Consider the following 14,397-nt stretch of genomic DNA (forward strand, 5'->3'; position numbering starts at 1 on the left):
TCCATGCTGTACCGTGAAACAGGCCAGTTCAAACGGAACTATGCCGCCGATCAGCAGCTCTTTCCGATCTTTCAGGACAAGATTCTGCTGGCCGCTATCCTGGTGGTGGCACTTGCCATCATTCCATTTGTCATCAACGACTACTGGTCGAAAGCTATCCTGCTGCCGTTCATGGTCTATGCGCTGGTCGCGCTCGGCCTGAACATCCTCGTCGGCTATTGCGGCCAGATCTCCCTCGGTACCGGCGGCTTCATGGCTGTCGGCGCCTACAGCTCCTATAAGCTCTGCACGGCCTTTCCGGAATTGAACCTGATCTTCGTGATCCTTTTCTCCGGCGGCTGTACAGCGGCTGTCGGCGTGCTGTTTGGCCTGCCTAGTCTGCGGATCAAGGGGTTCTATCTCGCCGTCGCAACGCTGGCGGCCCAGTTCTTCCTGATCTGGATGTTCAACAAGGTGCCGTGGTTCTACAATTACGAAATGAGCCAGATCACCGCACCGCCGCGCGAAGTGTTCGGGTTCCTTGTTTCCGGACCGCAGGCCGAGCCCGCCGCACAGTATCTGTTCGTGCTCGGTTTCATCATCGTCTTTACATGGATAGCCCTGAATCTGGTACGCGGCCGTGTCGGGCGTAGCTGGATGTCGATCCGGGACATGGACATCGCGGCCGAGCTTCTGGGCATCCGCCCGCTGCAGACCAAGCTGCTGGCCTTTGCCGTCTCGTCTTTCTATATCGGCATGGGCGGTGCGATCATCTTCCATATCTGGCTCGGCACCGTCGAAGCCACGGAAGCCTTTGACATCCTGCAATCGTTCTTCGTGCTGTTCGCCATCATCATCGGCGGTCTTGGCAGCGTGCTCGGATCGTTCCTCGGTGCCGCCTTCATGGCGCTGATGCCGGTCGGGCTGAAGGTCGTTCTGGTCGACTGGATCGGGATGGTTCCGGTGACGGCGAAACATATCGAGTTCATGCTCGTCGGCTCGCTGATCATCTTCTTCCTCATCAAGGAGCCACACGGTCTGGCACGCATGTGGCAGATCGCCAAGGAGAAGCTCCGACTTTGGCCCTTCCCCTACTGACCAGCCTTGTCTGGCAGGGGGAAAAGGCTCCGCGTGGCACTTCACGCACTAACCTGAACGGACCGCGAAATATGCGGCCACTTTAAGGGAGGCAACTAATGAGACTATCGAAGGCAAGCATTGCCATCGCGGCGGCGGGCGTTATCGCTGGCGCGGCCTGGGCGGAAACCGCCCGGGCGGACTATGACTCCTATACCGTTCCGAACCTGGTCTACCGGACGGGCGCCTATGCCCCGAACGGCATTCCGCTGGCGAACGGCTTCATCGACTATTTCAACATGCTGAACGAACGTGACGGCGGCGTTGAAGGTATCAAGGTCGATGTCGTCGAGTGCGAGACCGGTTACAACACCAAGGTCTCCGTCGAGTGCTACGAGAACCTGAAAAACGAAGGCCAGTCAGGTGCCCTCGTCTTCAACCCGCACTCCACCGGCGTGACCTACGCGCTGATCCCGAAGGCCAGCGAAGACAAAATTCCGATCCTCTCCATGGGATACGGCCGGACCTCCGCAGCTGACGGCACCGTCTTCCCGTACATCTTCAACTTCCCGGCGACCTACTGGTCCCAGGCCAGCGCCTTCGTCAAATATGTCGGCGAAAAGGAAGGTGGCATGGAGAACCTGAAGGGCAAAAAGATCGCCCTCGTCTTCCATAACTCCGCCTATGGCAAGGAGCCGATCAAGACGCTGGAAACGCTCGGCGCCAAGTACGGCTTCGAGCTGATGCTTCTGCCGGTCGACCATCCGGGTCAGGAACAGAAAGCTACCTGGCTGCAGGTTCGCCGCGGCAAGCCCGACTGGATCTTCATGTGGGGCTGGGGCGTGATGAACCAGGTTGCCATCAAGGAAGCCGCAGCCATCCGCTTCCCGATGGACAAGTTCATCGGCGTCTGGTGGTCCGGTTCAGAGAATGACGTCGCACCGGCCGGTCCGGCTGCGAACGGCTATCTCGCGGGCACCATGCATGCTCCGGGCTCCAACTTCAAAGCTCTGGAGGAAATCAAAACCCACGTCTATGCCAAGGGCAACGGCGCGGGCGAAGAAGCTCGTGTGGGCGAAGTCCTTTACAACCGTGGCATGCTCGAAGCCATTTTCACGGCTGAAGCGATGCGGAATGCCATCAAGATCCATGGCACGAAGGACATTCGCGGTGAGCATGTGCGTGACGGTTTCGAGGCAATCGACCTCAAGGAAGCCGATTTTGATCGCCTCGGCCTGAAAAACTTCATGAAGCCGATCAAGATCACCTGCGAAAATCACGAAGGTGACGGCCCGATCGCAATCCAGCAATGGGATGCGGCCGCAGGCAAGTGGAACATCGTCTCCGAGTGGATCGAGCCGATGCACGATGTCGTCCGCGCCCTCGTGAAGGAAGATGCCGCGGCTTACGCCAAGGAAAACAACATCACGCCGCGCAGCTGCAGCTGATGACCTGATACGGACGCGGCGCCGGACAACCGGCGCCGCGTCCAATCATCCGGAGGAACAGGAAGTGACAGCGGTCGAACAGGAAACCGGAGCGGAACAACCGATACTCCGCGTCAATAATATCGAGGTCATCTACGACCACGTCATTCTGGTCTTGAAGGGCGTCTCCCTTGAAGTCCCGCGCGGCGGCATCGTCGCCCTTCTCGGCGGCAACGGCGCTGGCAAGACCACAACACTGAAAGCCATTTCGAACCTGCTTAAGTCTGAACGCGGCGAGGTAACGAAAGGCACGATCGAATTCGAGGGTAACCCGATCCAGTCGATGAACCCTCACAATCTGGTCGAGCAGGGCGTTATCCAGGTCATGGAAGGCCGCCATTGCTTCGAACATCTGACCGTCGAGGAAAACCTGATGACCGGTGCGTTCACACGCGGCGGGGACAGGGCGGGCATCGCCCGGGATCTGGAGATGGTCTACAATTACTTCCCGCGCCTGCGTGATCGGCGCACCAGCCTGGCGGGCTACACGTCCGGTGGCGAGCAGCAGATGGTTGCCATCGGCCGGGCACTGATGAGCCGGCCTAAAACAATCCTGCTGGACGAGCCGTCCATGGGCCTCGCCCCGCAGCTGGTCGAACAGATCTTCGAGATCGTCAAGAAGATCAACGAGCAGGAAGGTGTCTCCATCCTGCTGGCCGAGCAGAACACAAACGTCGCTCTGCGCTACGCGAAGTATGGCTACATCCTGGAAAGCGGCCGGGTCGTCATGGAAGGCGATGCGGAAAGCCTGCGCTCAAACGAGGATGTGAAGGAATTCTACCTCGGCATCAGCACCGGCGGCCGGAAGAGCTTCCGCGACGTGAAGCATTACCGCCGTCGCAAACGTTGGCTCGGCTAACACATCGTCACGCATTCAAGAGTTGGGGACCGTACCGAAATGAGCGGCGATTTTTACGACACGCTTGAAACCCGCAGTACCGACGAACGCGAGGCCGCCCAGATGGCGGCCTTGTCCGCTCAGGTCGCCCTGGCCAAGGGCAAGACCGCCTATTTCGGAAAACTGCTGGCGGATGTCGATCCGGGCGCGATCACCAGCCGTACTGCCCTTGCCGGCCTCCCCGTCACCCGCAAGGGCGACTTGCTTGACCTGCAGAAAAGCACACCTCCCTTTGGCGGCATGACCACTGTCGCACCGAACGGCCTTGCCCGGCTCTATATGTCGCCTGGCCCGATTTACGATGCAGAAGGCCCCGAGCCCGATCCCTGGAGATTCGCGCGTACACTTTACGCCGCCGGGTTCCGTAAGGACGAGATCCTGCACAACTGCTTCTCCTATCACCTGACCCCGGCCGGGATGATGGTCGACAGCGCCGCACGCGCCATCGGTTGTGCCGTCTTTCCGGGCGGCGTCGGAAATACCGAAATGCAGGTCCAGGCAGCTTCCGACCTCAAACCTGCTGGCTACGGCGGAACGCCAAGTTTCCTGAAAATCATCCTGGAAAAGGCACGGGAACTCGGTGTCGATATCTCCAGCATGAAGAAGGGCCTCGTCGGCGGCGAAGCCCTGCCCCCGAGCCTGCGCAAGGAACTCTCCGATCTCGGCTGCGATGTACTGCAATGCTATGGCACTGCAGATCTCGGGCTCGTCGCTTATGAGAGCCCGGCTCTGGAGGGCATGATCCTGGACGAAGGCGTGATCGTGGAAATCGTCCGCCCCGGCACCGGCGATCCGGTCGCTGAAGGCGAGGTTGGAGAGATTGTCGTCACCAGCCTCAATCAGAGCTATCCGCTCATCCGCTTCGGCACCGGAGACATGTCTGCGGTCCTGGCCGGCGCCAGCCCGTGCGGGCGCTCCAACCAGCGCATCAAGGGCTGGATGGGCCGTGCCGACCAGACCACCAAGATCAAAGGCATGTTCGTTCACCCGGGGCAGGTCGCCGAGGTGGTGAAACGCCATCCGGAAATCTCGAAAGCACGCCTTATCGTCACCGGACGAACCGGCGAGGACGTAATGACTCTGCATTGCGAAACGGCAGCATCCGGAGAAGCTCTTTCCGACGCTGTTGCGTCCAGCCTGCAATCCGTCACGAAACTTCGTGGTTCGGTCTCACTCGTCGCCGAAGGCAGCCTTGCAAATGACGGCAAGGTGATCGAGGACGCGCGCAGCTACGATTGATAAAACGCGTCTGCAAGTACGAGCCACACCTTCATCTTGAGTAAATAAGTATTTTTTTCGATTGCCATTAGTCGCAACACAAAATACACTTTTTAGGAGAATATTTATAACAGTTGAGCGCAACAGCGCTCCATGGAGGTTGTATGCGCACTCTGCGAAACATCATGGCCGGCGCGATGCTGATTGCACTTTCCGCCTGCGCGACACCGCCCGAGGTCAAACAGCTTTCAACGGCGCAAATCCAGTATTTCGAAACGGCAATCACAGCCGTCGCCACCCAGTCCGAGGCCCTTGTCCTTGCTTCCACTAAAATTCAGAAACAGGCGGAGGAGCGGATTGCCGCCCGGGAAGCAGACAGCAAAGCGCAACTGGTTACGCTCCTGTCCGATAGCAATAAGGGCGACAGCGCGGCCGAACGTAAGACACTGGCGGAAAAAGTCCTGAAAGCGTCCGAATCATCCGCGAAATCAGCAGCTGCGGCCCGTGCCAAGCTGCAGCAGGATCTCCACGCCATAAAGGCGAAATCGGAGGAGCTCGGACAGTACATCGCCACGATGAAGGACGTGCAGATCGCCCTGGATGCTTATATCGAGTCGGAAAAAGCAGGCCAGAAAATCGTCAGCAGCGTGCTTGAGCAGCCCTCCGTCTCACATCTGATAACAAAGGTCCAAATGACCATCCCGCGCGTGACCGGTGCCGCCAATGACCTGAAGGTCCTCTTGACCGGTCTGGATGGCTAACCCCACCGCTCGTTCCCACGCATTGTTCCGGAAGGATTCTCCGTATGACCCGCGATGAACTGAACCAAAAGATCGCCGCGCTGGAAAGCGCCGCAAGCTCCCTTGACGAGCCGGACCGCACCTTGACAACAGTCAAGATCAATAATCTGAAGAACGAGATCGACGGGATGTCGCTTTCTGACATTGCGGACAAGATGGCGAGCATCAACACCCCGACGATTGCGGACATGGACGCAAAGATCAAAGCCGCAAAAGACGCAACGGCAGCCCAAAGCATGCGCGTCGATGCGATCAACTCGGTCATCGGATTGATCAAGAAAGGAGTTGGATTGGTGCTTTAAGAAAGCGCGCCTATTTCCGACCGCTGGCTGGCGCTCCCTCCCGCTTCGCTCCACAATCGAAAAAACGGCAAAGACCGGTGACGAAGGTGGAGGAAAAGAATGGGCGCGAAAGTCTCGACAATCGAAACCATCAGGATCGAGGAATTTCCAAACCTGCTCTGGGTCCGCGTTATCGCCGACGACGGCGCGGACGGCCTCGGCGAAACCTTCTATGGGCCCGGCGCCGCCGAGGCCCATATTCACGACATCATCGCTCCCTATCTGCTCGGCAAGGATCCGCACCGGATCGAACAGCATCAACGCGACCTGACCGGTTATGTGGGCTTCAGCGGAGCTGGCGCGGAGATGCGTGGCCGCTCCGCGGTCGACATCGCGCTCTGGGATCTGTTCGCAAAGTCAAAAGGCATGCCGCTGCACCAGGCGCTTGGCGGCGCGGTCCGGGACAGCATCCGCGTCTATAATACCTGCGCCGGCACCCGCTACGTGCAGAACCGACCGACCCAGGGCACTGATAATTTCGGCCTCGACGCCAATCAGGGAGGTTTTGAGGATCTCGACGCTTTCCTGAATCACGCCGACGAGCTTGCCGCCAGCCTGCTGGAAATGGGCATCACGGCAATGAAGATCTGGCCGTTCGATTATGCCGCCGAAGCCAGCCGGGGCCACCATATCAACCCGCGCGACCTGACGGCAGCCATGGCACCGTTCGAAAAGATCCGCGAGGCTCACGGCGACCGCATGGACATCATGGCCGAGCTGCATTCCATGTGGGACCGGCCGACCGCAATCAAGATCAGCCGTGCCCTGGAAGCCGTAGACCCGCTCTGGGTCGAGGACCCGGTCTTTATGGACAATCTCTCCAGCCTTGACGAGGTGGCCCGTGCCACCGCCGCCCCCATCGCTGTCGGCGAGACGCGTGGTGGCCGTGCCGACTACCGGCAATTGCTGGAGATGGAATCCCTCAGCCTGATCATCACCGATATCGCCTGGGGCGGGGGGGTATCCGAAGCGCGCAAGATGGCAGCCATGGCGGATGCCTGGCACGTTCCAGTCGCCTTCCATGACTGCACCGGGCCTGTCGTCCTTGCCGCCTCGACCCATCTGGCCCTCAACACCCATAATTGCTTCATCCAGGAAATGGTGCGCGCCTTCTATTACGGCTGGTATAGTGATCTCGTCACACAGCTTCCCCCGGTCACCAACGGCGAGATCACGGCACCGGCAGGCGCCGGACACGGCCTCAGCCTGCAGCCGGATATCCTCAAACGACCGGATTGTCACATCCGCCGCTCATCACTTTAACAAACACTCACAATATTCTGAAATATAGGTATTTTTAATGATCGAACTCTGGATTCCGATCACTATCGCTGCGGCTTTCTGCCAGAACCTGCGCTCTGCGCTGCAGAAGCATCTGACATCGAAGCTCAGCACGTCCGGAGCGACTTTTATCCGCTTCTTCTATGCGGTAGTCCCGGCCTGGCTCTATGTCTGGTTCCTGCATGACGGTGTCGGTCTCAGCATGCCGGAGCCGCAACTGGCCTTCTGGATCTATGCGGCCATCGGCGGAGCGACTCAGATCGCCGCCACCGCCCTGCTCGTTTATCTCTTCGCCTTCCGGAACTTTGCCGTTGGAACCACCTATTCCAAGACCGAGACAGTGCAGGCCGCGGTCTTCGGCATCGTCATTCTCGGCGACCCGCTGACCGCCGGCGCAATGGTCGCGATCCTGATCAGCTTCATTGGGGTACTGGCCATTTCCGCCGCCAAGCAGGCCACCGGGATTTCCGGCATCGTCCGTTCCCTGACCAGCCGGACGGCCATGATCGGTCTCGCCTCCGGCGCCTGCTTCGGTATCTCGGCGGTATCCTACCGTGCGGCGTCGCTTTCCCTCGGAGGTGAAGGATTCCTGATCCAGGCCGGCTTCACGCTCGGCTGCGTCACCATCATGCAGACCGTCGCCATGGCGGGCTACATGCGCATCCGGGACCCGGGGCAGATCACGGCAGCGCTGCGGAACTGGAAAGTCGCAGGCATTGTCGGGCTCAGCGGCATGGCCGCTTCCGCCTGCTGGTTTACCGCCATGACGATCCAGAATGCCGCCTATGTCCGCGCGCTCGGCCAGATCGAACTCGTTTTCACCTTCGCGGCCTCCTATCTCTTCTTCAAGGAAAAGAGCAGCCCGCTGGAGCTCGCCGGGATCGGCCTGGTAATCACCGGAATCTTCTTCCTGCTGCTGTCGACATGATCCACCGGCAAGGTCATCCGATGCAGGCCGGGCTTCGTATCGAGAGAGATTGGAGATCACGGACATGGACATTCACGCAACGCGCCTTGCAGGCGCAATCCTATTCGGGCTGCTCCTGATGCCTGCCGGTCAAGCCGCGGCAACGAGTGCCCACGATTTCTCCTTCGTCTCGATAGAAGGAGATCCGCTTTCCATGAAGGAGTACGCGGGAAAGGCGGTGCTCGTGGTGAACACAGCCTCTTTGTGCGGCTTTACGAAGCAGTACGATGGATTGCAGGCACTCTGGGAACGTTACAGGGAGCGCGGCCTTGTGGTGCTCGGCGTACCTTCCAACGATTTCGGTGCGCAGGAACCCGGAACTGCAGACGAAATTAAGGACTTCTGCGCGGTCAATTTCGCCGTGGACTTTCCCATGACGGAAAAACAGACGGTCTCCGGAGAGCAGGCGCACCCGTTTTACCGTTGGGCAGCGAAAGAACTGGGGCCACTCTCGAAGCCTCGCTGGAACTTCTACAAGATCCTGATTGGCCCGGACGGCAAGGCCATCGACTGGTTTGCATCGACGACTGCCCCATCTGCCGCAAAGCTGATCAAGGCCGTTGAAGCTGCCCTGCCGCGTTAGAAGAGAGACCTATTTACGGACTCTGATAACGGCTCTCTCGGCCCGGCCGGACTCTGAGTTTTGCGTATCCGGGACGATGCGATGCTGGACAGTCGTTCCGTCGTCATCTCCATCATTCCCATAATCGTCATAACTCATGACCGCAGCCCCCATTGCCAGCGCACTGAAGGACGCAAAGAAGGAAAAGCAAAGCAGAAACGGGCCAAGCCACGTCGGCTCGGATTTCATGCTCAGGCTTGCAAGCCCGGCAACATCGAACACGAGCAGGCTGATCGCAATGGCGATACCGGCCCCGCCACCGATCACCCCGTGACCGAACAGGAACCGCAGCATGGGAGATTTGAGATGCACGACCCAGCCTCCTTCTGAAGATACACGTGAAGAGTGGCCCCTTTAACGAGCCCTTTCAATGCTTCAGGATGACGCATAGATTCGAAGAAGGTTGTCGCGCCCCATTCCGCTAACTTGAAAGTTGGGTTATCAGAGAACGTACCGTACAAATCAGTACAGCCAACCGCCCTGGGATCAAACATGAGTGACAAGCTGAACGAGAGCTACAACAGGACCGGCTGGATGCGTGACATGACGGACCAGGAGCGCCGCGCATTCGATCGCGTGGCATTCCATGTCGACGCAGAACTGGCACTTCCGGACGGAACCGTCATCAAGGGTGAGATCGTCAACGTCTCGCTGATCGGCTTTCTGTTCACATCGGAAACGTCGATTGAATTCCGCGGCGAAGCCCTGCTCTCGATAGGCGATGAGGTTTCCGGCCTGAAGATCAATATCGTAGCCACCAGCCAGGTCGGCCTGCATCTCGAAACCTATCCGGGCGAGACCGACATCCGCGATCTCGCCCTGAAGCACCCATCGATTGCGCGCCTGTTCCTGCCTTATATCTACAATTATGACGCTGAGAATTAGCCCGCCCAAACAGTCCGTTGCACGCCTCGCTATGTTTCGGGATCAGAGCTTTCTGTAAACCGCGTAGATAGCCTTCACCTTGTCCGCAAAATCTGGGTTGCCCGGCAGATAAGGCATCGGCCTGGAGACATGCAGCGACTCCCAACGGCCCTCCAGCTCCAGCCGGTTCAGCATCTCGGCGATACCGCGCGACTGCCAGAAATCATCCCTGCTGGTGAACACCGCGACACCGCCAGCACGGAGCACTCTCAGCCATTCCTTGAAGATGGCCGCTTCCTCAAGATAGGTCAGAACACCGATACAAAGGATGCCATCCACGGACTCGTCATCAAGCGGGAGTCGCTTGTTGAGGTCCGCATATTCCAGACGGTCGTAGACTTTCTTCAGCTTCGCAGTTTCGAGACTGGCTTCAGACGCATCCAACCCCGTCAAGTCGCCACCAGCGCCAGCGGCCCTGAGCGCCGCGCCGGTCAATCCTGTCCCACATCCGCAATCGAGGATCGCCGCTTTCTCGAAACCGGGAAGATGACCTTTTAGCAGTCCGGCTGCCTGCTCCGGCGCATCGTAGCCCCAGCTTGCCAGCTCCCGGTCATAGTCACTGGCCCATTCATCATAGCTTTCAGCATTGACCGCGCCGCTGCGGGACACTTTTCCATCGGTCCGTATGATTTTTTCGTGTGCCATTGCTGCTTTCTCCCTCTGTTGGAGAAAACCTATCATCCGAAACAGCCCGTTTAAGAACTGATTTCAGAAATATTTACCGCGATCCGCCCGCAATGAACGTTCGGGTATAAAAACGCGGACGCAGCAATGCCACGTCCGCATGTCTCTTGATCTTAGCGGTTCTTGAATTCGGGCTTACGCTTTTCCATGAAGGCGCGGCGGCCTTCGATATAGTCTTCACTGGCGAAGCAGGCCGTGACCAGTTCGTCACACTTCTTCAGATCCCGCTCGCTTTCGGGCGCCACGGTCTGATTGGCGATGAACTTCACCGAATTAACGGTCATCGGCGCGTTCTCTGAGATGGTCTTTGCATAATCGAGGCAGAACTGTTCGACCTGATCGTCCGGAACAACCCGGTTCACCAGCCCCATGATACGGGCGTCTTCAGCTTCGAAGCGGCCTGCGGTGAAGAAGATTTCCTTGGCGAAACTCGGCCCGACAAGCGCGGACAGGCGGGAAATCCCCGGGTAGCCATATCCGAGACCGAGTTTGGCGGCCGGGATCGCGAACTTGGAGCTTTCACCGCAGATCCTGAGATCGCAGCAGACCGCGAGCGCAACACCGCCGCCGACGCAGAAGCCGTTGATCTGTGCAATGACCGGTTTCGGGAAATCGGCGACCTTGTCATAGACCCGCTTGGTGGTTGCGTTGTAGCGGGCAACACCGTCGGCGCTGGCGCGTTCGGATTCGAACTTGGAAATATCGGCGCCGGAGACGAAGGCTTTTCCGCCCGCGCCGGACAGGATCAGGATCCGAACACTGTCATCGGCCGAATATCGGTCGAGCGCCGCTTCAACCGCTTCCCACATTTCCAGCGATACGGCATTGCGCTTTTCCGGCTGGTTAAAAACGATCCGGGCGATCGCGCCTTCCTGGCTGGTGAGAATCTTGTCAGTCATGGTCTGTCTCTTTCCCTTTGTATTCCAGCGCTCAGATGACGCCGTCACGTTTCAATGTCTCAATTTCATCAGCGGCAAAGCCGAGATCCGTCAGCACTTCCTGATTGTGCTCACCCGCCATCGGTGGCGGTGAAGCAATGGTCGATGGCGTCCGGCTCATGATAATCGGCTGGCCCACCAGATGGGTATCGCCACGCTCGTGCGACTTGACCGGCTGGGCAAGCCCCAAATGCGCCACCTGCGGGCTTTCGAAGACCTGCTGGATATCATTAATCTCACCACAAGGCACACCGGCGGCATTCAGCCGCTCGATCCAGTTGCTCATGGTGTCCTTGAGAGTCTCCGCCTCGATCTCTGCGTTCAGGGCGTCCCGGTTATCGGACCGGGCTGTTCCTGTCGCGTAATCCGGATTCTCGTTCCATTCCGGTTTGCCCATGGCAGCGCAGAACTTTTCCCAGATGGCCTGTCCGGCAACGGCGATGTTCATGTAGCCGTCGGACGTCTTGAAGACCCCGGTGGGGATGCTGGTCGGGTGATTGTTTCCAGCCTGTTTCGGCACGTCGCCGTCGACCAGCCAGCGCGCCGCCTGGAAATCCAGCATGAAGACCTGGGCCTGCAGGAGCGAGGTCTGCACCCACTGCCCCTTACCGGACTGTTCGCGCTCGAGCAGGGCCAGCAGGATAGCCTGGGAGCAGAAAATACCCGCAGTAAGGTCCGCAATCGGAATACCGACCCGCATCGGTCCTTCCCCGGGCTTGCCGGTAATGGACATCAAGCCGCCCATGCCCTGCGCGATCTGATCGAAACCCGGGCGCTTGGCCAACGGTCCGTCCTGGCCGAAGCCTGAAATCGATGCATAGACCAGTCCCGGATTGTCCTTGGACAGCGTCTCGTAATCGATGCCCAGCCGGTTTTTAACGTCCGGACGGAAATTCTCGACGATGACATCGACCTCACGGGCGAGTTTTCGGAAAACCTCAAGCCCGCGCTTGTCCTTAAGGTTAAGGGTCAGACTGCGCTTGTTGCGATGAAGGTTCTGGAAATCGGCGCCTTCACGCGGTCCGCCAAGCTGCCCGGCATTGTCTGTCGCCGGCATCTCGATCTTGATCACGTCGGCGCCCCAATCGGCCAATTGCCGCACGCAAGTCGGACCCGAGCGCACCCGCGTAAGATCAAGAACCTTGTATTTGTTCAGCACCGTACTGGCATGAGAAATGCCCATTTTTGAACACTTTCCTCCGGTTTCTCAATTACTTGGAACCCTTTTTACAGGGCACCGCGATGAATGTCGCAGCGAATTTGGTTACCTGCGGACAATATGTAGTTTGTTGATTGTTGACAATCTGCATTTCTACTATTTACAGTCGACATAACGAGGAAACGCCTATAAAAAAGATGGCCATGCAAAACAAACCCTTCCACGCTCGCGAATACGCGACTCTGACAACTCACGTTGAGCGTGAGATCGAGAGGCGCGTGCTGACCGGCGAAATCGCCGCGGGCGCACGGATAGGGGAAGCGCTGATTGCCGAAGAGCTCGGCGTCAGCCGCGGGCCCGTCAGGGAAGCCCTGCGCAGTCTGGCACAATCCGGGCTGGTGGAAATTCTCCCCAACAAAGGCGCCATAGCGCGGACAATCGGCCTCGGTGAGGTCAAGAATCTCTATGCCCTACGCGGCGCTCTTTTCGCCTTGGCGTGTCAGGAAGTCGCCCGGCGGCACGATAATGAGACCGTGACGTTATTGCGCGAAAACATGAGCGCGATGCGGGCGGCCCTCGCCTGCGACGACAAGGAAGCCTACTACCGGCTTAATGTCGACTTTCACACCGCCATCATTAACCATTCGCACAACCAGCGCGCCATCGACGTCTACCACAGCGTCGTGAAGGAAATGCACTTGTTCCGGCGCCGCGGTCTGTCAAACGTTCCGAACATCGCGGAGTCCGTGAAAGAGCACGAAACCATCCTTGCCGGCATCGTCGTCGGCGATCCCGACGCCGCTCGCGAAGCCGGGCGTATTCATATCGAACGAGGATGCAAACGCTTCCTTGGCACATTGACCGAAGAACCGTCTGGGCTCTCCAAGACGGACCCTCAGAAAACCAATCTGGCCGGCCACTAAAAGAACCGGACTGACAATCGCCTACGCATCATCAACGGCACTCCCTCGCGGGGGTGATCCTGGTGCGCCTTTTCTACGAGTTAGGACAATGGAGGAAATTTATGTCCAATTCAGCTTTCTTCAATCGCCGTGATTTTCTGAAATCCACGGTATTGGCTGGCGCTACCGGCGCGGCAGTCGCCACCTTTGGTGATCAGGCCTTCGCAGAAGACTTCCCGGCCGAGACCCTGAACGTCGTGACCCATGCCGGTCCGGGCGGCGGCACCGACATCACCACCCGCATGATGATGCTGCGGGCCCGCAGGGTGTTCAAACAGGATCTGGTCGTAGTGAACAAGCGCGGTGGCAGCGGTTCGGCTGCGCTGATGTACACAAAGTCGCGCCCCCGTGACGGCTACACCTTCATGACCATCACGCAGTCGCACATTTTCCAGATCATTCAGAAGAAAGTGCCAATCAAGATCGAGGAAATGGTCGGCCTGGCACGCGCTACCGACGATCCGCAGATCGTCACCGTGGGCTCGAACAGCAAGATCAAGACCCTCGACGATCTGATGGCCGCCGCCGCCGCTAAGAAAGGCGGCCTGAAGTGGGGCACCACCTTCGCCGGTGGCGCTGACCATGTCGGCATCCACAACTTCGCCAAGGCTTGCGGCAACATGCCGTACACCATTGTCCCGTTCAAAGGTGGCGGGGACATCGTGACGAACCTGGTCTCCGGCAATATCGACGTGGCCCTGCTGAACTATGCAGAAGGCGAGTCCCAGTACAGCGCCGGTGAATTCCGCCCGGTCGTCAGCCTCTCCGAAGAGCCGATTGCCGCCCTCAACGGTGTCAAGACCGCCCGCGATTCCGGCGTCGACTCAGTGGCTTCCACGGTCCGTGGTTTCGCCTGCCTCTCCGGCGTGCCGCAGGACCGCATCGATATACTCAGCGGCGGCCTCGTGAAAGCGATGGAGCACGGCGTCTACCAAGGGTACCTGGCTTCCGGCGGCATGCCGAAATCCAGCGTCATCGGTGCCGAGAAATGGACCGCGCACATCCGCCGGATCTATGACGAGAGCACCACGGCCCTCACTGAACTCGGTATGCTCTGAGG

General features: G+C 58.8%; 16 protein-coding genes. 12 read left to right on the top strand and 4 right to left on the bottom strand.

Annotation, left to right across the window (positions count from 1 at the left end):
- Positions 1–3: 3 nt before the first annotated feature.
- From K328_RS0106925 to K328_RS0106965, 9 genes are all read left to right on the top strand, one after another.
- Positions 4–1,077 (top strand): branched-chain amino acid ABC transporter permease, encoded by a 1,074-nt coding sequence (locus tag K328_RS0106925; protein ID WP_028465350.1) that lies wholly within the window; start codon positions 4–6, stop codon positions 1,075–1,077.
- Between the two features lie 98 nt (positions 1,078–1,175).
- Positions 1,176–2,504 carry an ABC transporter substrate-binding protein gene (locus tag K328_RS0106930; RefSeq protein ID WP_028465351.1) on the top strand — a complete coding sequence of 443 codons (1,329 nt, stop codon included), beginning with the start codon at positions 1,176–1,178 and terminating at the stop codon, positions 2,502–2,504.
- 64 nt (positions 2,505–2,568) lie between these two features.
- Entirely contained in the window at positions 2,569–3,402 is an 834-nt protein-coding gene (locus K328_RS0106935; protein WP_028465352.1) for an ABC transporter ATP-binding protein, read from the top strand.
- Positions 3,403–3,441: 39 nt separating this feature from the next.
- Positions 3,442–4,680: a phenylacetate--CoA ligase family protein gene (locus tag K328_RS0106940; protein ID WP_028465353.1), complete on the top strand. Its 1,239-nt coding sequence runs from the start codon at positions 3,442–3,444 to the stop codon at positions 4,678–4,680.
- A gap of 143 nt (positions 4,681–4,823) precedes the next feature.
- The gene (locus K328_RS0106945) at positions 4,824–5,420 is read left to right on the top strand and encodes a hypothetical protein (protein ID WP_028465354.1); all 597 of its coding nucleotides are present in this window, start codon (positions 4,824–4,826) and stop codon (positions 5,418–5,420) included.
- A gap of 44 nt (positions 5,421–5,464) precedes the next feature.
- Positions 5,465–5,761, top strand: coding sequence for a hypothetical protein (locus K328_RS0106950; RefSeq protein ID WP_028465355.1), 297 nt, complete (start codon positions 5,465–5,467; stop codon positions 5,759–5,761).
- A gap of 99 nt (positions 5,762–5,860) precedes the next feature.
- The gene (locus K328_RS0106955; protein WP_028465356.1) at positions 5,861–7,063 is read left to right on the top strand and encodes a mandelate racemase/muconate lactonizing enzyme family protein; all 1,203 of its coding nucleotides are present in this window, start codon (positions 5,861–5,863) and stop codon (positions 7,061–7,063) included.
- Positions 7,064–7,100: 37 nt separating this feature from the next.
- Positions 7,101–8,009 (top strand): DMT family transporter, encoded by a 909-nt coding sequence (locus tag K328_RS0106960; protein WP_205620587.1) that lies wholly within the window; start codon positions 7,101–7,103, stop codon positions 8,007–8,009.
- A 64-nt stretch (positions 8,010–8,073) separates the two neighbouring features.
- Positions 8,074–8,631 carry a glutathione peroxidase gene (locus K328_RS0106965; RefSeq protein ID WP_028465358.1) on the top strand — a complete coding sequence of 186 codons (558 nt, stop codon included), beginning with the start codon at positions 8,074–8,076 and terminating at the stop codon, positions 8,629–8,631.
- A 9-nt stretch (positions 8,632–8,640) separates the two neighbouring features.
- Here K328_RS0106965 and K328_RS0106970 read toward each other — a convergent pair whose 3' ends face one another.
- Positions 8,641–8,982 carry a hypothetical protein gene (locus K328_RS0106970; RefSeq protein ID WP_156901188.1) on the bottom strand — a complete coding sequence of 114 codons (342 nt, stop codon included), beginning with the start codon at positions 8,980–8,982 and terminating at the stop codon, positions 8,641–8,643.
- A gap of 180 nt (positions 8,983–9,162) precedes the next feature.
- Between K328_RS0106970 and K328_RS0106975 the strand changes: the two genes are divergently transcribed.
- Positions 9,163–9,555, top strand: coding sequence for a PilZ domain-containing protein (locus tag K328_RS0106975; protein ID WP_028465360.1), 393 nt, complete (start codon positions 9,163–9,165; stop codon positions 9,553–9,555).
- 42 nt (positions 9,556–9,597) lie between these two features.
- On the opposite strand, the gene K328_RS22915 is transcribed toward K328_RS0106975, so the two are convergent.
- The 3 genes from K328_RS22915 to K328_RS0106990 form a co-directional block, all read right to left on the bottom strand.
- Entirely contained in the window at positions 9,598–10,239 is a 642-nt protein-coding gene (locus K328_RS22915; protein ID WP_051284609.1) for a class I SAM-dependent DNA methyltransferase, read from the bottom strand.
- A gap of 152 nt (positions 10,240–10,391) precedes the next feature.
- Positions 10,392–11,177, bottom strand: coding sequence for an enoyl-CoA hydratase (locus K328_RS0106985; RefSeq protein WP_028465362.1), 786 nt, complete (start codon positions 11,175–11,177; stop codon positions 10,392–10,394).
- Between the two features lie 31 nt (positions 11,178–11,208).
- Complete coding sequence (locus K328_RS0106990; protein ID WP_028465363.1) at positions 11,209–12,399, bottom strand: CaiB/BaiF CoA transferase family protein; 1,191 nt, start codon at positions 12,397–12,399, stop codon at positions 11,209–11,211.
- A gap of 179 nt (positions 12,400–12,578) precedes the next feature.
- Here K328_RS0106990 and K328_RS22920 point away from each other — a divergent pair, with 179 nt between their 5' ends.
- Entirely contained in the window at positions 12,579–13,298 is a 720-nt protein-coding gene (locus K328_RS22920) for a GntR family transcriptional regulator (RefSeq protein WP_205620588.1), read from the top strand.
- A 101-nt stretch (positions 13,299–13,399) separates the two neighbouring features.
- Positions 13,400–14,395 (top strand): Bug family tripartite tricarboxylate transporter substrate binding protein, encoded by a 996-nt coding sequence (locus K328_RS0107000; RefSeq protein WP_028465364.1) that lies wholly within the window; start codon positions 13,400–13,402, stop codon positions 14,393–14,395.
- Positions 14,396–14,397: the final 2 nt, after the last annotated feature.

It is taken from the genome of Nisaea denitrificans DSM 18348 (assembly GCF_000426505.1).
GTDB lineage: Bacteria > Pseudomonadota > Alphaproteobacteria > Thalassobaculales > Thalassobaculaceae > Nisaea > Nisaea denitrificans.

Bases quoted from the DNA above. Each gene is read 5' to 3' on its own strand.
- K328_RS0106925 (WP_028465350.1), top strand. From the start codon at position 4: ATGCTGTACCGTGAAACAGGCCAGTTCAAACGGAACTATGCCGCCGAT.
- K328_RS0106930 (WP_028465351.1), top strand. From the start codon at position 1,176: ATGAGACTATCGAAGGCAAGCATTGCCATCGCGGCGGCGGGCGTTATC.
- K328_RS0106940 (WP_028465353.1), top strand. From the start codon at position 3,442: ATGAGCGGCGATTTTTACGACACGCTTGAAACCCGCAGTACCGACGAA.
- K328_RS0106945 (WP_028465354.1), top strand. From the start codon at position 4,824: ATGCGCACTCTGCGAAACATCATGGCCGGCGCGATGCTGATTGCACTT.
- K328_RS0106950 (WP_028465355.1), top strand. From the start codon at position 5,465: ATGACCCGCGATGAACTGAACCAAAAGATCGCCGCGCTGGAAAGCGCC.
- K328_RS0106955 (WP_028465356.1), top strand. From the start codon at position 5,861: ATGGGCGCGAAAGTCTCGACAATCGAAACCATCAGGATCGAGGAATTT.
- K328_RS0106960 (WP_205620587.1), top strand. From the start codon at position 7,101: ATGATCGAACTCTGGATTCCGATCACTATCGCTGCGGCTTTCTGCCAG.
- K328_RS0106965 (WP_028465358.1), top strand. From the start codon at position 8,074: ATGGACATTCACGCAACGCGCCTTGCAGGCGCAATCCTATTCGGGCTG.
- K328_RS0106975 (WP_028465360.1), top strand. From the start codon at position 9,163: ATGAGTGACAAGCTGAACGAGAGCTACAACAGGACCGGCTGGATGCGT.
- K328_RS22915 (WP_051284609.1), bottom strand. From the start codon at position 10,239: ATGGCACACGAAAAAATCATACGGACCGATGGAAAAGTGTCCCGCAGC.
- K328_RS0106985 (WP_028465362.1), bottom strand. From the start codon at position 11,177: ATGACTGACAAGATTCTCACCAGCCAGGAAGGCGCGATCGCCCGGATC.
- K328_RS0106990 (WP_028465363.1), bottom strand. From the start codon at position 12,399: ATGGGCATTTCTCATGCCAGTACGGTGCTGAACAAATACAAGGTTCTT.
- K328_RS22920 (WP_205620588.1), top strand. From the start codon at position 12,579: ATGCAAAACAAACCCTTCCACGCTCGCGAATACGCGACTCTGACAACT.
- K328_RS0107000 (WP_028465364.1), top strand. From the start codon at position 13,400: ATGTCCAATTCAGCTTTCTTCAATCGCCGTGATTTTCTGAAATCCACG.